Genomic DNA, 22,297 nt, shown 5'->3' with positions numbered 1-22,297 from the left:
CGGACCGCCGCCGGGTCCACCCCGGTCAGCTCAACGCCCCGGTGCGGCGGCACCCCGGCGCCCGGCGCAGGCGTGCAAGGCCGGACGACCGTCTCGTCGTCAGCCCTCCACGGCCGCGGTGACCGTCGCCGGGTCCACCCCGGTCAGCTCAACGCCCCGGTGCGGCGGCACCCCGGCGCCCAGCGCAGGCGTGCAAGGCCGGACGACCGTCTCGTCGTCAGCCCTCCACGGCCGCGGTGACCGTCGCCGGGTCCACCCCGGTCAGCTCGACGATGCGGTGCGGCGGCACGCCCGCGGCCAGTGCGCGGCCGATCAGGCCGTCCCGGCCGTCCGTGGAGTCGCGGTAGGCGAGCAGCTCCTCCTCGACCCCGGCGAGTGACTCCGGTGCCAGGTGGTGGCGGAGCCGGTTCAGTTCCTCGTCGCTCAGCGGCACGGGCAGCCGCTCGGCCCCCTCGGGCACGGCGGCGGTCTCCTCAGGTGGCAGCAGACGCAGGTGCGGGGAGGTCGCCGTGGTTCCCTGCGCGTCCAGCCACGCGCGCACCGCGGGAGTCTCCATACACGCGAGATCACCGACGGCGGCGGGGGGCACGCCGAGTTGCGCGGCCGCGTCGTCGAGCAGGAACAGATAGGCGTCGTCGGTCATCCTCGGCTCCTTCGCGACACTGACTCCTCAACCTCCTCAACGGGGGCTGATCGACTCCCATTACCCCGCCTCGCCCGGCTAATGTTCTGGTTCGGCGAGTGACCCAAGAGGAGCGAGGACATGCCCGGTCTTCCGAGCGCGCGTTGACGTCCTAGGCCGTCCGGCCTGTCATCGCGTGCTGCCCCTGACGGTGTGGCACAGCAAGCCTTCGATACGAGGTTCTCCGTGCCGTCCCCTTCCTCCGCCGTGTCCGATTCCGGTCGCCCCGCCCCGTCGAGCCTGTGGCGGGACCGTGACTTCCGTCGCCTCTGGGTGGGCCAGACGGCCTCCCAACTCGGCGAACACACAAGTATGTTGGTGTTGCCGCTCTTCGCCGTCCTGACACTCGACGCCACTGCCGGCCAGTTGGGCGTCCTCCGCGCTGTGGGGCAGGCGCCGATCCTGTTGCTCTCGCTCTTCGCCGGCGCGTGGGTGGACAGATGGCGGACCCGCACGGTGATGGTGCTGACGGACGCCGGCCGGACCCTGGCACTGGGCGCCGCCGCCCTGGGCGGTCTTTTCGGCCTGCTCGGCCTGCCCGCGCTGCTCGTGGTCGCCTTCACCGTGGGCGCCCTGTCCGTGTTCTTCGACGTGGCGTACCAGGCGTCTCTCGTGCGGCTGGTGAGACGCGATCAGCTGGTGCGGGGCAACAGCGCGCTCGAGGGCAGCCGGTCCGCGGCGCAGATCGGCGGCCCCGCCCTCGGCGGTGCGTTGGTGTCCCTGTTGTCGGCGCCGATCGCCGCCGCCGGCAGCGCACTGTTCTTCGCGCTGTCGTTCCTGTCGATCCGGCGGATCCGTCGCCGCGAAGTGATCCCGGAGCGCTCGGAACGTCCTCCTGGCATAAGGCGGCGCATTCACGAGGGCCTCCGTTTCGTCGTCGGCGACACCTCGCTGCGGACCGTGTGCCTGGCCTCGGCCGCCTTCCAGTTCTGCTTCGCGGCCATGATGACCGTCTATCTGCTCTTCCTGCCGCGGGAGCTGCACCTGTCGGGCACCGCCGTCGGGCTGGCGCTCGCGGCGACGGGGCCGGGCGCGCTCCTGGGCTCGGTGCTGGCCGCCCGGCTGCCGGGCCGGTTCGGTTACGGCGTGGTGCTCGTGTCCGCGGCGGCACTCGGCGACGGCGCGTTCCTGTGCGTGCCCGCGCTGCACGGCTCCGCCGCGGTGACGCTCCCCGTGCTCCTCGCGGTCGGCTTCGTGTTCGGGACGGGCGGCCAGTTGGTGAACGTCATGGTCATGGCCGTCCGGCAGGCGGCCACCCCGGACGGGATGCAGGGCCGTGCGGCCGCCACGATCACGTTCGTCGGCATGGGGATGACCCCACTCGGCTCCCTGCTCGGCGGTTTCCTCGCGCAGGAGTGGGGGTTGCGCGCCAGCCTCCTGGTGACGGCCGTCGGCATGCTGCTGTCCCCGGTGGTGCTGGCCCTGTCCCCGCTCGCCCACCTGGGGCGGACGCTGCCGGCATGTGCAGGAGAGGGGAGGGACCGAACGCCCCCGTTCGCATGAACCTCCCGAAGCCACTCGCCACCCAAAATCGAACAGGCGTAGCATTGCGGCGTGGCTACGACCTATGACTTTCCGAGTGACCTCCTCGCCGGTCAGGAGGAGCTGCATCAGGTCCGGGCCGAGCTGTCGGCCCTGCTCAAGCGGCTTCCCTGGTCGGTCGCGCCGCTGGACGGCTTCAGCGACAGCACCGGCTGGCGGAAGGTGGAGCGCCCCGCGTCCCCCGGCTGGACCCCCGACGAACAGGCCGAGGTGGAAAAGCTCCGGCAGCGCGAACACGAACTCGCGGTCTTCGTCACCACCCACCGCTTCTGGACGGACGTGGCGACACCGGAACGCGTGGACGCCCGCACCAGGCTGAAGCACGCGTCCCGCGGGCCGGAAGCCGGCTGAACGACGAAGGACCCCGGCCGAGATCGGCCGGGGTCCTCTTCCGGTGTGGGCGCGGACGGTTTCGAACCGCCGACATCCTGCTTGTAAGGCAGGCGCTCTACCCCTGAGCTACGCACCCGAGACAAGTCGACAGCCTACCTTGCCCGGGACCCTGTCCTGCAAACCCTTTGCCGGGGACCCGGCGGAGTCGGAGCAGGAGTCAGGGCAGGCGTCAGGGTTGATACGGGGGAAAACCCCACCCCCGATCCGGGAGCGACCCGGATCCCCCGCGGGGGCCCCGGTCCCTAGCCTCGAACCAGGGTCGCGGACTGCCCGCGGCCGCCCGCTCAGGGCTAGATCAGGGGGAGATCGTCATGGTCCGTTCCGTTCCCGTACGTGCCGCCGCCGCGGCCGGGGTCGTCGCGCTCGTCGTCGCGGGGGCCACCGCCTGCGGCGCCTCCGCCGGGGACGACAAGACCCCCGACCACAAGTCCTTCGCCGTCCATGGCAACACCCTCACCGTCGACTCCGACGACTCGGCGCTGGAGATCGTCGCCGCCGATTCGAACAAGAAGGGCACGGTCGAGGTCACCCGCTGGTTCCAGGGGACCGTCGCCATCGGCAAGGACCCCGAGGTGACCTGGTCGATGAAGGACGACCGGCTGGTGCTGCGCATGAAGTGCAGCGGTGTCATGGCCGACTGCGCCGCCAAGCACCGCATCGAGGTGCCGCGGGACATCAGCGTGAAGGTCCAGGACGGCGACGGCAGTGTGCGGGCCCGTGGGTTCACCCGGCCGCTGAGCATCAGCACCGGCGACGGTTCCGTGCGGGTCACCGACTCCAGCGGGCCGCTGGAGCTGCACACCGGTGACGGCTCCATGAGGGCGGACGTCACCTCCCGCCGCGTCACCGCCCGTACCGGCGACGGCTCGCTCCACCTCGAACTGGGCGCCGTACCGGACCGGGTGGAGACCCGCAGCGGCGACGGCTCCGTGACCGTCGAGCTGCCGAAGGCCACCTACCGCGTGGACGCCAAGACCGGCGACGGAGGGATCGACGTGTCCGTGCCCCGGTCCGACTCCAGCGACCACGTCGTGTCCGCTCAGAGCGGAGACGGCAAAGTCACTGTTCGAACCGCGAACTGATCGGCCCGTGTGTTCGTCCTCTACCGGTGGGAGAATGACACCGGGCACCGCCAGGACGGAACACAGCACGGGAGAGGGATGTGACGGCGACACCATCGCAGCCGTACTCGTCGTCGGTGCCGCGCGCACACCGCCAGGCGCTCAAGGACACCCTCACCCTCGTCGGCCTGCCCCTGCTCGCCGCCCTCGCGCTGCCGGCCTCGTTCGCCGGCGGCGGCACCCGGCGCTGGTTCGGCGGACGGGCGGAGAGCCAGCGGGCCGAGGCGCAGGCCGCGAAGGACGCCGCCGCGGCCGCGTTCTACGAACTGGACACCGCCCAGCGGGATCTGCGGATCTCGATCGAGACCATCACGGCCGTCGACGCCTCCCCCGCCGCCCGGCGGGCGGTCGCCGACTTCCAGGCGGTCAGCGGGCGGATCGACGAGGCCAGTCAGCGCTATATCGAGGCCGTCGACGCCCACGACCTCGACCGGGACGACCTGGAGGCCTCGGCCGCCGCACACGCGCGTACCGAGCTCACCCGGGCCAAGGACGACCTCGGCAACGTCAAGCGGGAGCTGGATCGTTTCGGCGACAGCCTCGGACCGCTGCTCGGCAAGGCCGAGACCCAGCTCGCCCGCCTCGCCCCGGCCGTCGAGCGGGCCCGGCAGGGGCTGCTGGCCGCCTCCAACGCCCTGGACGCCGTACGGGAGTCGGGCCTGACGGCGGACGACCTCGCCGCCCGGCTCGCCGCCCTCGGTCCCGAACTGACCAAGCTCAACCAGGGCGCGGGACAGCACGGCGTGCCGCAGACCCTGGAGCGGGCCGAACGGGTCGCGCGGGAGGCCGAGTCGATCCGGGTGGAGGCCGAGCGGCTGCCGGAGCGGGCCGCGGAGATCGACCACCGGCTCGTCTCCCTGCGCACCCGCGCCGAGGCCCTCACCACCCGCGCGGGCCAGGTCGACCCGGTGCTCAGCGAACTGCGCCGCCGGTTCACGGCCGCCTGCTGGCAGGACCTCCAGCACGTCCCGGACCAGGCCACGGAGAACGTACGGCAGGCCGAGCAGAAGCTCCGCGAGGCCCGCGCCGCGCGGGACGAACAGCGCTGGCCGGACGCGACCTCTCTGCTCTCCACGGTCCGCGCCCTGCTCAACACCACTGACGAGTCCGTCTCCGCCGCCGGCGACCGGCTGCGCCAACTGAACGCCGTGCAGAAGGACCCCCAGCAGGAGATCGACCGCACCCGCTTCGCCATCCGCGACGCCCAGCGCCTCGCCATGAGCGGCCGCACCACCCCCGACCCCAGGCACGCGCGCCCGTTGGACGACTCCGTGGCCCGCCTTGACCGGGCGATCGCCACCCTGGAGGGCAGCCACCCCGACTACTGGCACTTCCTCACCGAGACGGAAGCGGTACGGCAGACGGTGGCGCGGGTCGTCTCCCAGATCCGCGAGGAGCGCGGGGGCTCGCACTGAGAGTGCGTCACTCGTCAACTACTCGCGAGCGGGAGATTGAATCTCGCACGAGATAGACAAATCGCCCCTTTTTGCATAGATCGCTCGAATGGGGTGACATGGAGTGAGACCCGCATATCTCTCATAAAGGAGATGGTGGTATGTCTTCCACCGAGTTCCTGCTCGACGACCTGACCGACGCCCCCGGCATCGACGTAGAAGCGGCTCTCGACCCCGTCGAGGCCGACGGCTACTACCGCGACAGCCGCCAGTGCGCGGCGCTCGCTCTGGTGTCGTCGTCGAGCCAACTCCTGCTCTCGCCTCCGACGCCACGGCCGAAGAAGGGCTGACGGGAGAACCCGAATGGAGCAGTCAGGCACTTCGACCCGCCTCGCGGGCGCGGTGCAGGGCCTCATGTCGGAACTGGTCTCCGCTCTTCGGAGCGGAGACCGCTTCCGGCTCGCAGGCACGGTCGCGCAGGGGAACGGCCCCCGGGCGACCGCCGACCCGGCCCTCGCCGCCGTACGGGTGGTCGGAGCCGATGTCGTCCTGCCGAGCGTCCTGCTGCGCTGCGCGCCCCCCGCCTCGGACGATCTCACCGTGTTCAGCAGGGCCTTGCACGCCTACCCACCCCCCGCCGGTGCCCCTCCCACCTCGGTGTGGAGCCATTGGGCCATGCGGCGGGCGCTCCTGCGGCTGGACGCGTCCCTCGACGGCGCGTCGGGCGACGACACCGAGCCCGAGGCAGCCTGGCTCGACGACGCGCCGTGGCAGTTCCTGACCCACCAACTCGCGGTGCTCGCCCCGCTCGCGCTCCCCGGCGAGGACTGCGCGGTGGCCCGTGCGGCGCGCCGCCGACCGGTCGACGTCGCCCGGGGATTCGTCCGCGCGGTCCGCCGCCGCGACTGGCTCCAGGCAGCCGGAGCGGGACGCTGGCTGGTCCTCCTCGACGAGGTGCCGCAGACGCTGGGCCTGGACCCCGGGCTGGAGTTCGTGGCGCAGATGGGCGGCGAGGACGCCCGCGTGGCGTTCCAGGTCGAGGCCGCTCAACTGATGCGCGCCGGAGTGCCGGTGTGACGGCCCAAGAGGTCGCGGCGACGCGCGAGGTCCGGGCTCTGGGCGCGGCCGCGTTGGCCTGGGTGTCCGCGCACCGCGAGGGATTCGCGCTCGGCGACGACGCGCTGGCCGAGCACGGCAACGTGAACACCACATGGAAGCCCCTCGGCGAACTGGCCCAGGTGTGCGTCTGTGTACGACGGCACACCGATCCGGCCGACCCGCTCCACGTACTGGCGTCCGACCTGCTGTCGTTCGCATGGCAACAGACCGAACGCGGCGCCCTCTTCGTGGAGTTGCAGCGCCTCGAACCCTTCGCGACCTATCCGCTGGAGATCTACGCGGCGTTCGCGTCGGCGGGCCTGCGCCACGCCGGCTACGAGAGCGCCAGCGCGACGGTGGCCGGTACCCGCGGCTGGCACCTGACGGAGCAGGAACCGAACCGACGCATGAGTGTGCTCAACTCCGAGCGCCGCAGCGGCCTCCCGGAACACGAGGACATGCCGCGGGCGCTGCGCCGCACCTGGCTCGCCGGCCTGCCGGAGCCGTGGACGTTCGAACTGGCCGCCGGCTACACGCTCACCCATGTGATCTTCCATCTCACCGACTGGGGCCTGACCCCGCGGGCCGTACCCCCGCCCGTCGCGGCCTACCTCCGGCACTGGCTCGCGCCCTGGCTCGACACCTGTCTGGAGGACGAGCAGTGGGACCTGAGCTGCGAACTGCTGGCCGTGGCGAGCAGTCTGCCCGGCCCGCCGGACCTCGCCCTGTTCCAGGAGGCCTGGGCGAGACTCTCGGTGGCGCAGAACGACTCGGGCGCCGTCCCGGAGGTGGGCGGCCGGGGCAGCCGTACGACTGCACCCGACTTCATCGACTGTTACCACTCGACGCTGATGACGGTCTTCGCCGCCGTGCTGACCGTCAACCGGCTGCGCGAGGCGGCCGCGGAGGCGGAGGCGGCCGTGGCGGACGGACAGGGAGTGCCGGGATGAACCACACGCGTCTCGTCCACCACGTCGGAGTCGGCGCCCTCGAGTGGCTGCACGCCCATCGGGACGGATTCCGGCTGGAGTTGGACGTCGACCCGGAGATCGGCTTCCTGGAACGCTTCAAACCCGTCGGCGAACTGGCGCTCATCTGCAAGGTGTTGTTCCGCGAGGGCGTGGCCGGATCCCGACAGGCCACGCTGGCACGGCAGTTGATCGACCACGCCTGGTGTCACACCCTGGACGGCGGCCGGATGCTGGTGCGCGGACAGCGCGCCGAGCCCCTCTCGCCCATCCCCTTCGAGGTCTACCTGCCCTTCAAGGAGCTGGGCTACAGCAGCCCCGAGGCCGAGCGGGCCTTCCGGCTCAACCAGCGCCTGGACAGCTACGCCGCCCTGGAGATGTCACCGGTCCGGCGCCTGGGCCTGTCCGCCTTCCAGCGCCGCTTCGGCCTGCCGCCCCGGGTGCCGGAGGCCGACGTCGTCGGCGCCACGTGGCTGGGGCGTTCACCCGAACCCTGGACGGTGGAAGGGCACATCGCCTACGACATCACCCACACCGTCTTCCACCTCACCGACTGGGGAGAGAACCCCGACGGTCTGCCCGCCGAGGTCGCCGGCTACCTCGCGGACTGGCTGCCCGCCTGGCTGGACGACTGGCTCGACCTGCAACGCTGGGACCTGCTCGGTGAACTGCTCGTCGTCGATGCCTGTCTGCCCCGCCCCACGCTCGACGAGCGGGCGTGGGAAGGCTTCGCCGCCGCCCAGCAGCCCGACGGCGCGATGCCCGCCGTGCGCACGATGCCGCAGGGCGAACCCGACGAGGTCTTCGACGTCGTCTACCACCCGACGCTGGTTGCCGCCTTCGCCTCCGTCCTGGCCACGTCCCGCGCCCTGACGCAACTGGTGCGCACACCGTCATGACGGTCGGCGCACACCCCGCGCGTCCCGCCCCCTGGCCGGGCCTTCCGCCCGACGTCACCGGCGTGACGTGGAGCGAGGCACCCGGTGACGACGAGGCGGTGCGGCGGCGGCTCGACGAGGCCGTCGACGCCGTGGCCGCGCCCGACGTCGTCTTCGCCCTCTCCCGGCACGGTCGCCGCACCGTGCGCACCGGGGGCACCGCACCGCCCCCGCCCGTTCCCCGCGAACAGCTGCGCTACGAAATGGGCTCGGCCTCCAAGACGTTCACCGGCCTGCTGCTGGCCCATCTGACGCAGACGGGCCGGCTGACCGCGGGCGAGCCCGCCGCCACCCTGCTGGATCCGGCTCGGCGGCCCGGTGACGATCCCGTCACCCTCGCCCACCTGATCACCCACACCTCAGGACTGCCCGCCCTGCCCGCCGACTTCTTCGTCCGGGCGCTGCCGACGTGGCACACCAACCCCTACGCCCGCTATCCGGCCGAGCGCGTGATCGACGCCTTTCTGCGCCACCGGCAACGCCACCGGCCCGGCACCCGCTGGCACTACTCCAACTTCGCCGTCGCCGTCCTCGGCCACGCCCTCGCGGCGGCGACCGCCACCCCATGGGACGAACTGCTCACCGGTCAGGTGCTGGATCCGCTCCGGCTGGGCGGCGCCACGCTCGCGCCGGGTGGCCCGGACACCGATGCCACCGGACACCGCAGGGACGGCACCACGCCCGTTCCGCCGCTGACCGTCGGCGGCTTCCAGGCGGCCGGCGCCGTCCGGGCCACCCCGCACGACCTGCTCACGTTCCTGGAAGCACATCTGGATCCGGCGGGCGGGCCACTGACCGCCGCCCTGCGGGCGGTACGTCGCCCGGTGCTCCGGCGCGGTCTCGGGCACCGGCATGTGCACACGGTGGCCTGGTTCCAGCACCCCACGGAATGCGGTCCGATGTACTTCCACGGCGGGGCGACACTCGGTCAGCAGGCCTTCCTGGGCTTCAGGCCCGACATCGCAACGGCGTTGGCCGCCGTGTGCACCCGCCGCTTCCGCACCGGCGATGCCTTCGTGCCGACCGCGTACTCCCTGCTGGCAGAGATGTAGCGGGCCGACGCTCAGGCATCGCCGACGTCACCGCGTCCTCAGACGCGCTGCCACAGGGCGGGAGCGAGGGCCGGCTGCCACGCGGCCTGCGCCTGATGGGACTGCAGGCACTCGTACGAGACGCCGTCGAGGGTCACCCGCGCGCCCACCTCGTAGACCCGACCCGCGGCCCAGCCACCCGTCTGGCCGTCCTCGGGGGCGGTGGTACCGCTTCCGCCGGTGCTTGTCCTGAGAGTGAGGCCGTAGTTGCTGAGCAGCGGGTTGATCGGCTGGTAGAAGGTCGTACCGCCGCTCGTGCAGTCACCGGATCCCCCGGACGTGACGCCCTGGGCCTGGGCTCCCGAGATGTACGAGCCACCGGAGTCGCCCGGCTCCGCACACACCGACGTACGGGTCACGCCGTCGATGGTGCCCTCGGCGTAGGTGACGCTCGTGTCGTGCTGCTCGATCGTGCCGCAGTGCCAGCCCGTGGTGGAACCGGACCGGCACACCGCGGCGCCCGTCAGGGCCTGCACCGAGCCGGCGGTCTGAACGTCCTGGCCGCCCTCCCCCTTGACGGCGGGCGTGGCGGTCCAGTCACTGTTGACGCCCACCCACGCCATGTCCCGCCCGGGGAAGACGGACGCCTGGAAGGTGCCCTGGGCGACCTGGTTGTACCCGGTGGTCTTCGCCCCCGCCTTCCCGCAGTGGCCGGCCGTAGCGAACCCCTGCTGGGCGCCCTTGGTGACGCCGAATCCCACGGAACAGCGGGCCGTGCCGTCGATGTAGAAGGCGTCACCGCCCCGGATGTCGTACAGGGCACGCGGCTGGTCGGCCGACACCTTGACGTCCACGATCGCGCTGTCGACGCGGGCGGCCGCGATGAGCGTGTTGGCGGCGGCACGGCTCTTCGCCTGCACCGTCACCCGGTTGGTCCGTACGTCGATGTACCGGACCGGCGTGTCCAGGGCCTCGCCGGTCACGGCAGCGTCCAACCTCGCCTTGGCGGTCTTCAGGTCCTGCAGCGGGGTCCTGACGACCACTGGCCGCGCTCCACCGGCCTCGATGGCGGGGCTGTCCGCGGCGTCGGTGGTCGCCACCGTCAGGTCCGCGGAGGTGGCACCGCTCACCCATGCTCCCGCGAAGCGCTGGCCCAGCGCGTTCTGGAGGCGGCCCGCGCGCGTGCCCGCCTCGGCCTCGTTGACCAGGCGCGTCCTGGCCTGATCCTCGGTCAGGCGCAGATCACGCTTCAGCGCCCGCAGGACCGCGGGCGAGGGATTGTTCGCGCCGAGCATCTCGGCGGCGGAAGGCGCGGGTGTCGGCGCCGGGGGCTCGACGGCCGCGGCCGCGGGCAGCGCCGTGAGCACGAGCGCACTGAGCAGCGTCAGCGCGGCACAGCCGGCCGAAGCGTGTCTGTGGACCATCAGGCATCTCCTCGGGTGTGAGTACAAAAGGTCTCGAATCCCTAGGTTTTTCCGATAACCGGACAGTCGATGTCCGCTTCCTGCCCGTTCCACGCATCGGACGACAAGAAAGGGCCGCCCGGCGGAGCACGGGATGCCGACGGGCCGTCACACCGGATACCGGTGCCCCGGCAGTTCCTCAGGCGGGCTGGAGGCCCGGGTTGCCGGCCTCCGTCACGAAGGAAGCGGCGGTGGTGATCGGCGCACCCGGCTTCGTCACGGCGGACACGGTCCTGAAGTCGGCCTGCGCCTGCTGCCGGTCGAGTGTGACCCTCACATAGCCGCGGCGCCCGTCGTAGAACTTCAGATGCGGGTTGGCCTTGAGGTACGTGTCCCAGGTGGGAGGCCGCTCGGCGCCGTCCCGTCCGCTCGTGACCGACGTGGCGGTGAACTCCGCGCCCAGGGTCTTGGAGGCCGGGTCGTCGAAGTCGTCCTTGATGTCGAAGGCGTAGCCGACGTGCACGTCCCCGGTCATCACCACCAGGTTCTCGACCCCGGCCGATTTCGCGCCGTCGAGGATCCTGCGGCGCGAGGCCCGGTAGCCGTCCCAGGCATCCATGGACATCAAGGGCTCCGACGTGAGGTCGAGTTTGCGCTGCGAGAAGCAGACCTGTTGCGGCATCACGTTCCACAGGGCCTGCGAGTCACGCCAGCCGTCGATCAGCCAGCTCTCCTGCTCCGTCCCGGTCATGGTGCGCGCCGGGTCGTCCTGGAGCGGACCGCCGGAGTGCTTGGTGGACGCGTACACCTGGTCGGAGCGGTACTGCCGGGTGTCGAGGATGTCGAACTGGGCGAGAGTGCCCCACTGGAGCCGTCGGTAGAGCCGCGCGTCGGGACCGTTCGGCAACTGCGCGCCGCGCAGCGGCTGGTTCTCCCAGTACGCCCGGTAGGCGGCGGCGCGGCGCAGCAGGAACACCTCCGGCGGATCGTCGTTCTCGCTGATGGCGTTCGCATAGTTGTTCTCGGTCTCGTGGTCGTCCCAGGTGACGACGAAGGGGTGCGCGGCATGGACCGCCCGCAGGTCCGGGTCGCTCTTGAAGAGCGCGTAGCGCAGCCGGTAGTCCTCCAGGGTCATGGCCTCCCGGTTGAAGAGGGCGGGCAGCTTGCGGTCGGTGTAGGCGCGCTGGCCGCCCGTGGCGTTCACGGCGTACTCGTACAGGTAGTCGCCGAGGTGGAAGACCACGTCGACGTCGTCCTGGGAGAGATGGCGGTGCGCCGTGTAGTACCCGTCGTGGTAGGCCTGGCAGGAGACGGCGGCGTAGGTGAGCGACGCGGCGGCGGCCGTGGTGACCGGCGCCGTGCGCGTACGGCCCGTCTCGCTGATCCAGGTGCCGGTCTTGAACCGGTAGTAGTAGACACGGTCGGGCTCGAGGCCCGCGACGTCGATGTGCAGGGTGTGGTGGTACTCGGGGTAGGCGATGTCGACGCCACTGCGGACGGGCGCGCTGAAGCGCTCGTCGAGGGCCATCTCCCACTGGACGGTGACGTACTGCGGGGGCAGACCGCCGTCCGGCTCGAACGGGGCGGGGGCGAGCCGGGTCCACAGCAGCACGGAGTCGGGCAGCGGGTCGCCGGAGGCGACGCCGAGGGTGAACGGATCGACGGCGATCCTCGCCGCGTCGAGTTCGGTGGAGCCCGCCGCGCCCCGGGCCGGCAGGTGGGTGCTGAACGCGAGAGCGGCGGCCGCCGCGGTGACCGTGAGAAAGCGGCGCCGCCCGAAGTGCCGGGCGACGGCGAGCAGTTCGGGATGGTGTCGCACAGCCAAGGGGTCCCCCCAGGGTTGATCGTCGGCAGAGAACCCCCGTATGCTAACCGGACAAAGGTAATAATTAGGGCACCCCGCCGGGCCGCCGGTTAACCTGTGCTCATGCCTCGCTACGAGTACCGCTGCCGGACCTGCGGCGACACCTTCGAACTGAGCCGTCCCATGGCCGAGTCCTCCGCCCCCGCCGACTGCCCGGCGGGCCACGACGACACGGTGAAGCTGCTGTCCACGGTGGCGGTGGGCGGCTCGGCGTCCGCGTCGGCCCCGGCCCCCCAGGCGGGTGGCGGCGGTGGAGGCGGCTGCTGCGGCGGAGGCTGCTGCGGCTGACCGCCGTACGAAGACCGCTTCAGGCTGCCTTCAGGTCCGCCTCCCTAGCGTGGGCCCATGTCAGCCATCGACTGGGTCAACGGCCTCATGGACACGCTCGGCGCGCCCGGTGCCGGGATCGCCATCGCCCTGGAGAACCTCTTCCCGCCCATCCCGAGCGAGGCGATCCTGCCGCTCGCGGGCTTCGCGGCGAGCACCGGCCGGATGAGCCTGGTCGCCGTGCTGCTGTGGACGACGGCGGGCTCGGTGATCGGCGCCCTCGCGCTCTACGGCGTCGGCGCGCTCCTCGGCCGGGACCGCACGGTGGCACTCGCGGCCCGGCTGCCCCTCGTCAAGGTCTCGGACATCGAGCGGACCGAGGCCTGGTTCCTGCGGCACGGCACCAAGGCGGTGTTCTTCGGCCGGATGATCCCGGTCTTCCGCAGCCTCGTCTCCGTCCCGGCCGGCGTCGAACGCATGCCGCTGCCCGTGTTCCTGACGCTGACCACCGTGGGCAGCGCCCTGTGGAACACGGCGTTCGTCCTCGCGGGCCACGCCCTGGGCGCCAACTGGACCCAGGTCACCGACATCGTGTCCGCGTACTCGAAGGTCGTCCTCGCGGTCGCCGTGCTCGCTCTCGTGGCCTTCATAGCCGTACGACTGCTGCGGCGAGGCCGACCGAGCCCTACTGAGGTGTCCGAGCCGTCCTGAGGAGCTCCCGCAGGATCCGCTCCCCCGCCGCGACACCCCGCTCCGGCAGCGCGGTGATCGCCGGAGCCGTCCAGCCCACGTCCGCCAGCTCCCCGTGTCCGGGCCGCCAGCCCCGGTCGGCCGCGAGGAGCAGGTCGGCGTCGAGCAGGGAGTCACCCGCGGCCAGCGTCAGGGAGGCGCCGGTGCGACGGGCCACCTCGCGCATGGCCGCGCTCTTGGTGAGCGGCTTGGGGACGGCATAGATCTTGCGGCCCTGGAGGGAGACCGTCCAGCCGCGGTTCTCGGCCCACACCGCGAGCTCCTTCACCCAGTCCTCGGGCAGCAGTTCACGCTCGACGACGAGGTAGACGAAGAGATCCTCGGCGATCCGGTGCTTGCGCACCCACAGGGGATCGGCCGTCTCCTGGAGGTGCGCGCGGATCTCCTCCAGGGGTGCGCACTCGTCGGCGAGGCGGGCCGTGACGCGGGTGTGCCAGTCGAGGTCGGTGACGCCGTCGACCAGCAGGTGGCCACCGTTCGCACAGATCGCGTACGTGGGCGCGGGGCCCGGCAGGTTGATGCGCTGGTACTGCTTGCGGGTGCGGGTCGTCGTCGGCACGAAGACCGCCGCGTCCCCGAGCTCGGAGAGCAGCCCGGCCGCGGTCTCCGTCATGTACGACAGCGGCCTGCTCTCGTGCACCTCGACGCAGAGCAGCCGGGGCGCCCGCGCGTCCGGCATGGTGAGCGCCAGGGCGGCGGCGGAGTAGATGAGCGTACGGTCGAGGTCGCTCGCCACGAGCACCGGAGGCTGCGTCGGCATCAGAGGGTCACCGCCCTGCCGTCGGCGCCCGTCGCGCCCCGCGTGTACTTGGGGTGGATCAACCCCAGGCAGGTGTACGGGAGTTCGGCGACCTCTTCCACCGGGACACCTCTCTGCTCGGCCAACAGGCGTACGTGGTCCAGGTCGGCGCCCGCCCCGGCCCGCGCCAGGATCTTCCAGGGCACCCGGCGCAGCAGCACCCGCGTGGTCTCGCCGACGCCCGGCTTGACGAGGTTGACGTCGTGGATGCCGTACTCCTCACTGATGCGCTCGACGGCCGCCCAGCCCTCCCAGGTGGGCTCCCGGTCACTGGAGAGGAGCTCCTTGACCTGTGCGCCGACCGCCTCGGCGACCTCCGGGAAGCGGGCGGCGACGGCGTCCAGGAATTCCACCGACACGTCCCCACCGGCGAGTTCGCGGTAGAACTTCGCGCCGTGGAAGTCGTCCGGGCCGACCAGGTCCGCGCGCAGGACCGTGCGCGAAATCAGGCCGGACACCGTGGAGTTGAGACACGCGGAGGGGATGAGGAAGTCCTCGCGGGTGCCGTACGTCTTCACGCACGAGCCCGGGTCGGCGAGTACGGCGATCTCCGGGTCGAAGCCGACGGCACCGCCCTCGGCCTCGAACTGCTTTATCGCTTCGGTCAGTTCACGCGTGATCGCGCCCTTGCCGGTCCAGCCGTCGACGAACACGACGTCGGCGGGGTCGTGGTGTCCGGCCAGCCAGCGCAGGGCGTTGGCGTCGATGCCGCGGCCCCGGACGATCGAGACCGCGTAGTGAGGCAGTTCGAGGCCGTGGCGGAACTGGGCCCAGCGGCGCATCAGGACGCCGACGGGGGTGCCGGCCCGGGCGAGGGAGACCAGGACGGGGCGGGGCGAGCGCTCCTGGAGCACGATCTCCGTCACCGCGCCGACCGCCTGGGCGAGCCTCGCGGAGGACTCCCGCAGGGCCGTCCGGAACAGCTCCTGGTACTGGTCGCTCGGCTGGTACTCCACCGGCAGCGACTCCGCGTAGTGCGCGCCGCCGCTCTGGATGGCCTCCTCGCGCTCCTCGGTCGGCGCCTCCAGCGTGACGTCCGAGAGGTCCTGGAGCAGCCAGCCGACCTCCTCGGGGGCGTACGAGGAGAAGGCGGGGCCGCGGAGGGGCTCGGAGAGCATGGGGAGCCTTTCGGGGGTGTAGCTGGGGACGACGGCGAGGACGACCTGCCGGGTGTGCGCGGCGAGTTGGGCCAGGAGGCCGTCGGGGGCGTGCAGTTCGGGGGTGTCGGCGGTGGAGTCGATCACGGCGACGATCGCGTCGAAACCGGCGCCGGCGACGTTGTACGCGTAGCGGTCGCCGGGACCGTCGGCGGGGGTGTCGTGGGCGGGGAAGACGATCCGGCTGCGGATGGCGTAGCCGGGGTCGTCGACGGCGAGCACCGGTGAGCGGGTGGTGGTGGAGTAGGTCACGTCGACGCCTTCAGCGACCTGTTCGAGTTCTCGGGCGAGTCTCAGGGGGGCGTACATGAACTCTTCGAAGCCGAGGATGTGCACGCGGTGCGCGTCTGCCGGGAGGGCCTCGGCAAGCCTTGCGGCCATGGCGGGGAGGGCGGATTCCAGGCGTATTCGGTGTGCCGGGGTGAATCCGTGGCGGCCTCCGTCCGGGAGGTATCGGGGCCACGAGAGGTCTATGCGGTTGATTGCCGGGTGCGGGCGGGTGGGGGCTGGGCGCGCAGTTCCCCGCGCCCCTGGGTGGGACACCTCATGCCTCGCTACAAGGTCCTGGCCCCTTTCCAGGACCCCCTCCGGCAGGCGTACGGTGCCCGAAGCCGCTGCCACCAGGTCCACCCGCGCGTCGATCTCCCGCGCGAAAGCGTCCAGCCGGCCGGCGTCCTCCTCCGACCGCATGTCCACCAGGGCGACCACCACGTACCGGCTCCGCGGATACCGTCCGTGCAGATCCCTGATCGTGTTCAGGACCGTGTTGCCCGTCGAGAACTCGTCGTCCACGAGGACCAATGGGCCGTCCCCGGCCAGCAGGGCCGGGTCCTCCGGCAACAGCAGATGACTCGTGGCGTGGGAGTGGGACTCCTCGAAGCCGCCCGCCGGGGTCACGCCGGGGACCGGGCGGCGGGTGGAGTGGAGGTAGGGGGCGAGGGCGATGCCGTCGGCGACGGAGTGGCCGAGACCTGTCGCCGTCTCCGCGTAGCCGAGGACGACCGCCCTGGCCGCCTCCTCGTCGCCCAGCAGGTCGCGGACCCTGCGGCCCAGCGCGAAGCCCTGGCCGTAGACCACCGACGGCGACTGCGGGACGTGCTTGCCCAGCACGTTGGAGACCAGCAGATGGGCCCGCTTGGGGTTGCGGCGCAGCGCCAGTCCCAGCAGGTCGGTCAGCCGGCTGTCGCCCACGAGTTCGACGCCGAGCCGGTCGGCGACCCACGTCCCCGACCAGACCCGGTCGTTCACTGCCTTGTTCATGCGTCCCTTGGTGTCCACGGATGGTCAGCCGGAGATTCCGGCGGCGAGCAGCTCCACGAAGCCGATGTCCTCGTTGGCCACCCCGAAGACCTCGGCGCGCAGCAGGGTCCGCTCGGCCCAGGCGCGATGCGGCTTCACTTCATTCATTTTGTTCGTGTACTGCGACCTCAGCACCCCGCCGCCGCCGCGCTCGGGCCGCAGGATGTCCTGCGCGTCACTGAACTCCTCGTGGCTGACCACGGACAGTGCGTGCACGGGCAGCACGTGAGAGGGGTGGATGCAGGTCTTGCCGAGCAGGCCGTTGGCCTGGTCGAGGGTGATCTCGCGCAGCAGGCCGTCCATGGCGTGCTCGATGAGCGCCTCGCGCAGTTCCTCGGCCTGTCCCTCCAGGAAGGGGCTGCGGCGCAGCTGCGGCTTGAACATGCGCTCCTGGACCCGGAAGTACTCCCAGACCGGCCCGGTCACGGTGAAGCCGGTGCCGTCGGCGCGGCCCAGCATGTTCACCACGTCGGCGATCACGGAGGCGACGATCTGGACGTCCCAGGCGGTCATGTCGGGGGCGCGGCGCAGGCCGTAGGAGGAGCAGAAGTCGGTGACGCCGAGGCGCAGCGCCAGGACCCGGTCGCGGTACTTGTCCACCGCGCGCGCGATGCCCTCCAGGGTCTCTACGCGCGTCTCCCGGTAGAGCAGCTCCGGAGACTCCAGCACGGGCATGGCGAAGAGCCGGTGTCCGCTCGCGACCTCGGCGCCGGAGAGTGCCTCCAGGAAGGGGATGCCGCGTTCCTCGGTGAACTTCGGGAGCACGAATCCGGACAGCAGCCGGACGGCGGGGCCGAGTCGTCGTACGAGATCGGGGATCTGCTCGGGGTGGCGGACCCGGATGAAGAGCAGGGGCGGGTCCACCTGCCGGTCCGCGAGGTCCGTGAACTGCCGGACGAGGTTCTCCTCGCCCTCTGCGACGTCGTCGTCACCGATCGAGTCTTCCAGGCACAGCACCATCGAGACCACGCCGCGTCCGGTCTGCTTGACGATGTCGTCGGCGAGCCGCGGCCGCGTGGCCGGACTGTAGAGCGTGGCACCCAGGGCCGCGGAGAGCAGCCGGGCCGAGGAATCCGCGGTGAACTCGCAGGGCTCCTGGTGGAAGAGGCGCTGACGCACCTCAGGGGCGATGTGCCCGAAATGACGCATATGACTCCCCCGTGGCAGTTGTGCCGCCTGTGAACCGATCACAGGTGGCCGGTAATAGTACGTAGGTACCCATGTCCGAGGTTCCCACCGGGCATGAATTTCAGGTAACGCAGACAAACCGCTATCCCGCACCCCCGCGTTGTCGTGACCAGGACCGAGAGGGCAGGATGACCGCATGACGCACGCCATGCTGAAGGGATCGAACGTCCCGCTGGAAGCCACCACGGTACGCGCCGTGCTGCGCTGGGCGCCCGGGCAGGGGGTCCCGGTCGTCGATGCCTCGGCGCTCCTCCTCGGCCCCGACGGTCGTGTGCGATCCGACGAGGACTTCGTCTTCTACAACCAGCCCCGGCACCCCTCCGGGAAGGTCTGGCTCCTCGGCAAGAAGCGCGTCGCCGAGGGTCCCACCGACACGATCCAGACAGATCTGGCCGGTGTCGAGCCCGACGTCAGCCAGATTCTCCTGGTCGCGTCGGTGGACGAAGAGTCGGTGGGCAACCCCACCTTCGGCCGCGTGCAGGGCCTGCGCATCCTGTTGTACGACGCTTCGGTCGCCGACGGCGAGCCGCTGCTCTACTTCGACATCAAGCCGGAGACGGGCGAGGAGACCGCCCTGATCTGCGGCGAGCTGTACCGCCGCGGCGAGGGCTGGAAGTTCCGCGCCCTGGGCGAGGGCTACGCGGAGGGCCTCCAGGGCCTGGCCACCGACTTCGGCATCGTGGTGGACGAGTCCGACTCCGCGGAGACCCCGTCCCAGCCCGAGGCCACGTCGTTCCCCCTGCCCCCGGAGCAACCGGCCCAGTCGGCCACCTCGGTCCCCACCCAGCCGGCCTACGGCTACCCCCAGCAGGCGACCCCGGCGACAGCCCCCGTGGCGGCGTCGGGCTACGGCTACCCGCAGCCGGTGACTCCGGTACCGGCTGCGGCGGAGTTCCGTATGCCTCCGCAGGGGCCGCAGTTCATCGGACGGTAGCGACCCTCACCGGTCCGCCTTGGCCTTGTAACCCCGCCCCCACTGGAGCCCCCACCCGTACAGCCGGTCCAGCTCGCCCTGGAACCCGTACACGAACTGCACCTCGCGCCGCACGATGAGCTCGCCCTTGATGTTCTCGATCATCACGACGGCACAGGAGCGGGCCTGAGGGTGCCGCTCGTCGAGACCTATCTCGATCCGCGGCCCATTGCTCGGGTACAGCGTCACGATGGCGTGCGTACGGTCGAACGCCGGCGTCTGGTCGTAGATGTACACGAAGACCAGCAGCCGCTTGATCTGGTCGCGGTGATCGAGGTTGACGTACATCGTCTCGCCGGACGCCGACCCGAACCGGTCGTCCCCGCTGAGCTTCACGTACGGCGGTGCGTTGACGTCCCCCAGCAGTCCACCGAGCGGTTGGACGACGCCCTTCGTGCCGTCGGCCAGCTCGTACAGGCAGCCCAGGTCGAGGTCGACGTTGACCATGCTCTGGCTGTGGCCGAGGACCTCCGGCGGCTTGAGCGCCTTGAAGGGGTGCCGCAGCAGCGACTCCCGCTGTGAGCCCCCGATGTCGGAGGTCCGCATCCGCCAGGTCAGGTTGACTCGGAGGTTCCCGGTCGCCGCGCCCTGCTTGGTGAGGGAGACCCGGTTGTGCCGCTTGGTCAGTTCGATCGCGTTGCTGGCCGCGCTGCCCGAGTCGAAGTCGACCTCGCGGCCGCCCCGGAGTCCGTCCAAGAAGCCCATTCCCGCCCCCCATGTTCACTTTGGAGAAAACCGGCGGGGCGGCCGGAGGCCGGCCGCCCCGCTCAGAGCGTTCCTCACCAGGAAGGGTGTCACACCCCGGACGAGACCTCAGTCTTCTCGTCCGAGCCCTGGGCTTTTCCCTCGGCGGCCGCCAGTGCCCTGTTGCGGCGCACGGAGGACAGGAAGGACCAGCCGATCAGGAGGACGCCGACGAGACCCGTGATGATCTCGTGGATCTCGTACTGGATGGTGACCATGAGGATCACCGCGAGGGCGCCGATCGCGTAGTGGGCGCCGTGCTCCAGGTAGACGTAGTCGTCGAGGGTGCCCTGACGGACCAGGTACACGGTCAGGGACCGGACGTACATCGCGCCGATACCGAGGCCCAGCGCCATCAGGACGATGTCGTTGGTGATGGCGAACGCGCCGATCACGCCGTCGAAGGAGAACGAGGCGTCGAGAACCTCCAGGTAGAGGAACATGAAGAACGCCGCCTTGCCGGCCATCAGGACCGCCGACTTGGGCTTGCCCTCACGCTCGGCCTGTTCCTCCTCCTCGTGCTCGCGTTCCTCGTCCTCTTCGAGCTTGTCCTCGAAGTAGCCGGAGAGGCCGCCGACGACCATGTAGGTGATCAGACCCGCGATACCAGAGATCAGGACGGTCTGCGCCTTGTCGACATGCGCGCCGCCGTGCTGGTGGGCGTGGGTCGCGAAGGTGAACGCGGTGACCAGCAGGACGACCAGGGCGATGCAGACCGACAGCATGTCGACCTTGCCGAGCTTGGCCAGCGGCCGCTCCAGCCAGGCCAGCCACTTGATGTCCCGGTCCTCGAAGATGAAGTCCAGGAAGATCATCAGCAGGAACATGCCACCGAACGCGGCGATCGCCGGATGCGCGTCGGTGACCAGCTCCTGGTAGTGGTCCTTGTTGTTGAGGGCGAGGTCGACCGCCTCGATGGGCCCCATCTTGGCGCTGATCGCGACGATCACGACGGGGAAGACCAGCCGCATGCCGAACACGGCGATCAGGACGCCGATGGTGAGGAAGATGCGCTGCCAGAAGGCGTTCATCTTCTTCAGGATTCCGGCGTTGACCACCGCGTTGTCGAACGACAGGGAGATCTCGAGGATGGAGAGGATCGCCACGACACCGAAGCCCTCCCACCCCCCGTAGAGGACCGCAGCGACCAAGCCGAGCGCGGTGACCGCGAACGACCAGCCGAAGGTTTTGAGAACCACTGGCTACCCAATCCGTACGTGTACGGGATTCCCCCGTGCCGCACTCGGCTTTACGAAACTTTGAAGCGAAGTGTAGTCGGGCGCCCTCGGGGCCCCACCCTGCCCCGGCTTTTGCTCATATCGCGTTATGAGACGTTGACTCCGAAGTCGAGCGCGATGCCCCTGAGGCCCGACGCGTACCCCTGCCCCACCGCCCTGAACTTCCACTCGCCCTGGTAGCGGTAGAGCTCGCCGAAGATCATCGCGGTCTCGGTGGAGGCGTCCTCGGAGAGGTCGTAGCGGGCCAGTTCCTGGCCGTCGGCCTGGTTGACCACACGGATGAAGGCGTTGCTGACCTGGCCGAAGGTCTGGCCGCGGTTGTCGGCGTCATGGATCGACACCGGGAAGACGATCTTGTCGCACCGGTCGGGCACCTTGGAGAGGTCGACCAGGATCGACTCGTCGTCGCCCTCGCCCTCACCGGTGAGGTTGTCGCCGGTGTGCTCGACCGAGCCGTCCGGGCTCTTGAGCTGGTTGTAGAAGACGAAGTATTCGTCACCCAGGACCCGGCCGCTGCTGCACATCAGGGCGCTGGCGTCGAGGTCGAAGTCGGCTCCGGTGGTGGAGCGCGCGTCCCAGCCGAGTCCGACCATCACCTGGGTGAGGTTGGGGGCGGCCTTGGACAGGGAGACGTTCCCTCCCTTGGCGAGCGTGACGCCCATGTGCTGTTCCCTCCCCGAGAGTGTGCTTCTGTGCTTGTCCTGCACATCCGGCGCCGCACGCAAACAGTGCGGCGCCGGACGAAGAGAGCCGGGGCCGGTCCGAGGGCCTGCCCATGGGACAGGTGCCTAGACGTTGACGCCGAAGTCCTGGGCGATGCCGCGCAGGCCCGAGGCATAGCCCTGGCCGATGGCGCGGAACTTCCACTCGGCGCCGTTGCGGTAGAGCTCGCCGAAGACCATGGCGGTCTCGGTGGAGGCGTCCTCGGAGAGGTCGTAGCGGGCGATCTCCGCCTCGCCGGCCTGGTTCACGACGCGAATGAACGCGTTGCGCACCTGGCCGAAGGACTGCTGGCGGTTCTCGGCGTCGTAGATCGAGACCGGGAATACGATCTTGTCGACGTCGGCTGGGACCGCGGCGAGGTTGACCTTGATCTGCTCGTCGTCGCCCTCGCCCTCACCGGTGATGTTGTCGCCGGTGTGCTCGACGGAGCCGTCCGCGCTCTTGAGGTTGTTGAAGAAGACGAAGTTGGCGTCGCTGGCGACCTTGCCTGCCGCGTTCAGCAGCAGTGCGCTGGCGTCCAGGTCGAAGTCGGTGCCGGTCGTGGTGCGGACGTCCCACCCCAGACCGACGATGACCGCGGTCAGGCCCGGGGCCTCCTTGGTCAGCGATACGTTGCCGCCCTTGCTGAGGCTGACTCCCACGAGTCCTCCATAGGTTTGCTGGTTGAGATGCTGCCGGATCAACGATTCGATCCTAGTGACGGGTTCCCGGACCACGCAGTCCCT

Annotated in this window: 22 protein-coding genes, 1 tRNA gene and 1 pseudogene; 12 read left to right on the top strand and 12 right to left on the bottom strand. The window is 70.6% G+C overall.

Annotated elements, in window-relative coordinates:
• Positions 1-99: 99 nt before the first annotated feature.
• Together AQJ46_RS59455 and AQJ46_RS13115 are read right to left on the bottom strand one after the other, a co-directional pair.
• Positions 100-186: pseudogene (locus AQJ46_RS59455) on the bottom strand (DUF6003 family protein); the annotation flags it as partial.
• Between the two features lie 31 nt (positions 187-217).
• On the bottom strand, positions 218-643 hold the full coding sequence (locus AQJ46_RS13115; protein ID WP_059205717.1) for a DUF6003 family protein: 426 nt from the start codon (positions 641-643) through the stop codon (positions 218-220).
• A 225-nt stretch (positions 644-868) separates the two neighbouring features.
• Here AQJ46_RS13115 and AQJ46_RS13110 point away from each other — a divergent pair, with 225 nt between their 5' ends.
• On the top strand, positions 869-2,185 hold the full coding sequence (locus tag AQJ46_RS13110; protein ID WP_059205716.1) for an MFS transporter: 1,317 nt from the start codon (positions 869-871) through the stop codon (positions 2,183-2,185).
• A 51-nt stretch (positions 2,186-2,236) separates the two neighbouring features.
• The gene (locus AQJ46_RS13105) at positions 2,237-2,575 is read left to right on the top strand and encodes a hypothetical protein (RefSeq protein ID WP_059205715.1); all 339 of its coding nucleotides are present in this window, start codon (positions 2,237-2,239) and stop codon (positions 2,573-2,575) included.
• 46 nt (positions 2,576-2,621) lie between these two features.
• On the opposite strand, the gene AQJ46_RS13100 is transcribed toward AQJ46_RS13105, so the two are convergent.
• Positions 2,622-2,693 (bottom strand) — tRNA-Val (locus AQJ46_RS13100).
• 235 nt (positions 2,694-2,928) lie between these two features.
• Here AQJ46_RS13100 and AQJ46_RS13095 point away from each other — a divergent pair.
• The 7 genes from AQJ46_RS13095 to AQJ46_RS13065 all read left to right on the top strand — a co-directional run bounded on the left by AQJ46_RS13095 (position 2,929) and on the right by AQJ46_RS13065 (position 9,188).
• Positions 2,929-3,699 (top strand): DUF4097 family beta strand repeat-containing protein, encoded by a 771-nt coding sequence (locus AQJ46_RS13095; protein ID WP_059205714.1) that lies wholly within the window; start codon positions 2,929-2,931, stop codon positions 3,697-3,699.
• Positions 3,700-3,779: 80 nt separating this feature from the next.
• The gene (locus tag AQJ46_RS13090) at positions 3,780-5,153 is read left to right on the top strand and encodes a hypothetical protein (protein ID WP_059205713.1); all 1,374 of its coding nucleotides are present in this window, start codon (positions 3,780-3,782) and stop codon (positions 5,151-5,153) included.
• A gap of 140 nt (positions 5,154-5,293) precedes the next feature.
• Entirely contained in the window at positions 5,294-5,482 is a 189-nt protein-coding gene (locus tag AQJ46_RS13085; protein WP_059205712.1) for a hypothetical protein, read from the top strand.
• A 13-nt stretch (positions 5,483-5,495) separates the two neighbouring features.
• Positions 5,496-6,209 carry a hypothetical protein gene (locus AQJ46_RS13080; protein WP_059205711.1) on the top strand — a complete coding sequence of 238 codons (714 nt, stop codon included), beginning with the start codon at positions 5,496-5,498 and terminating at the stop codon, positions 6,207-6,209.
• Positions 6,206-7,180, top strand: a complete 975-nt coding sequence (locus tag AQJ46_RS13075; protein ID WP_059205710.1) for a DUF6895 family protein — start codon at positions 6,206-6,208, stop codon at positions 7,178-7,180. The genes AQJ46_RS13080 and AQJ46_RS13075 overlap by 4 nt, the downstream gene beginning before the upstream one ends.
• A complete protein-coding gene (locus tag AQJ46_RS13070; RefSeq protein WP_059205709.1) occupies positions 7,177-8,097 on the top strand; it encodes a DUF6895 family protein in 921 nt (306 codons plus the stop codon). Before AQJ46_RS13075 ends, AQJ46_RS13070 begins: the two co-directional genes overlap by 4 nt.
• Entirely contained in the window at positions 8,094-9,188 is a 1,095-nt protein-coding gene (locus tag AQJ46_RS13065; RefSeq protein ID WP_059205708.1) for a serine hydrolase domain-containing protein, read from the top strand. The genes AQJ46_RS13070 and AQJ46_RS13065 overlap by 4 nt, the downstream gene beginning before the upstream one ends.
• 38 nt (positions 9,189-9,226) lie before the next feature.
• On the opposite strand, the gene AQJ46_RS13060 is transcribed toward AQJ46_RS13065, so the two are convergent.
• Together AQJ46_RS13060 and AQJ46_RS13055 are read right to left on the bottom strand one after the other, a co-directional pair.
• Positions 9,227-10,591: a carbohydrate-binding protein gene (locus AQJ46_RS13060; protein WP_059205707.1), complete on the bottom strand. Its 1,365-nt coding sequence runs from the start codon at positions 10,589-10,591 to the stop codon at positions 9,227-9,229.
• A gap of 178 nt (positions 10,592-10,769) precedes the next feature.
• Positions 10,770-12,395, bottom strand: coding sequence for an alkaline phosphatase D family protein (locus tag AQJ46_RS13055; RefSeq protein ID WP_059205706.1), 1,626 nt, complete (start codon positions 12,393-12,395; stop codon positions 10,770-10,772).
• 102 nt (positions 12,396-12,497) lie between these two features.
• Between AQJ46_RS13055 and AQJ46_RS13050 the strand changes: the two genes are divergently transcribed.
• A complete protein-coding gene (locus tag AQJ46_RS13050) occupies positions 12,498-12,722 on the top strand; it encodes an FmdB family zinc ribbon protein (protein ID WP_053850450.1) in 225 nt (74 codons plus the stop codon).
• A gap of 57 nt (positions 12,723-12,779) precedes the next feature.
• A complete protein-coding gene (locus tag AQJ46_RS13045; RefSeq protein WP_057615259.1) occupies positions 12,780-13,412 on the top strand; it encodes a DedA family protein in 633 nt (210 codons plus the stop codon).
• Here AQJ46_RS13045 and AQJ46_RS13040 read toward each other — a convergent pair.
• From AQJ46_RS13040 to AQJ46_RS13030, 3 genes are read right to left on the bottom strand one after another with little or no spacing between them, the layout of a single operon-like run.
• Positions 13,387-14,211, bottom strand: coding sequence for an HAD family hydrolase (locus AQJ46_RS13040; protein ID WP_059205705.1), 825 nt, complete (start codon positions 14,209-14,211; stop codon positions 13,387-13,389). The genes AQJ46_RS13045 and AQJ46_RS13040 overlap by 26 nt on opposite strands.
• Complete coding sequence (locus tag AQJ46_RS13035; RefSeq protein WP_059205863.1) at positions 14,211-16,667, bottom strand: phosphoribosyltransferase; 2,457 nt, start codon at positions 16,665-16,667, stop codon at positions 14,211-14,213. The genes AQJ46_RS13040 and AQJ46_RS13035 overlap by 1 nt, the downstream gene beginning before the upstream one ends.
• Before the next feature lie 24 nt (positions 16,668-16,691).
• Complete coding sequence (locus AQJ46_RS13030; protein WP_057615263.1) at positions 16,692-17,855, bottom strand: HpcH/HpaI aldolase/citrate lyase family protein; 1,164 nt, start codon at positions 17,853-17,855, stop codon at positions 16,692-16,694.
• Between the two features lie 175 nt (positions 17,856-18,030).
• Here AQJ46_RS13030 and AQJ46_RS13025 point away from each other — a divergent pair, with 175 nt between their 5' ends.
• Complete coding sequence (locus AQJ46_RS13025; protein ID WP_059205704.1) at positions 18,031-18,828, top strand: TerD family protein; 798 nt, start codon at positions 18,031-18,033, stop codon at positions 18,826-18,828.
• 6 nt (positions 18,829-18,834) lie between these two features.
• Here the strand turns inward: AQJ46_RS13025 and AQJ46_RS13020 are convergent, their stop codons facing one another.
• From AQJ46_RS13020 to AQJ46_RS13005, 4 genes are all read right to left on the bottom strand, one after another.
• The gene (locus AQJ46_RS13020; protein ID WP_057615266.1) at positions 18,835-19,572 is read right to left on the bottom strand and encodes a TerD family protein; all 738 of its coding nucleotides are present in this window, start codon (positions 19,570-19,572) and stop codon (positions 18,835-18,837) included.
• Positions 19,573-19,661: 89 nt separating this feature from the next.
• Positions 19,662-20,810 carry a DUF475 domain-containing protein gene (locus tag AQJ46_RS13015; protein ID WP_059205703.1) on the bottom strand — a complete coding sequence of 383 codons (1,149 nt, stop codon included), beginning with the start codon at positions 20,808-20,810 and terminating at the stop codon, positions 19,662-19,664.
• Between the two features lie 125 nt (positions 20,811-20,935).
• On the bottom strand, positions 20,936-21,511 hold the full coding sequence (locus AQJ46_RS13010) for a TerD family protein (protein WP_057615269.1): 576 nt from the start codon (positions 21,509-21,511) through the stop codon (positions 20,936-20,938).
• A gap of 126 nt (positions 21,512-21,637) precedes the next feature.
• Positions 21,638-22,213 carry a calcium homeostasis/redox stress adaptation protein gene (locus AQJ46_RS13005; protein WP_007381726.1) on the bottom strand — a complete coding sequence of 192 codons (576 nt, stop codon included), beginning with the start codon at positions 22,211-22,213 and terminating at the stop codon, positions 21,638-21,640.
• Positions 22,214-22,297: the final 84 nt, after the last annotated feature.

Source organism: Streptomyces canus, from assembly GCF_001514145.1.
Taxonomy (GTDB): Bacteria; Actinomycetota; Actinomycetes; order Streptomycetales; family Streptomycetaceae; genus Streptomyces; species Streptomyces canus.
The sequence above is the reverse complement of the archived record's forward strand: the minus strand, read 5'-3'. Positions and strand labels throughout refer to the sequence as shown.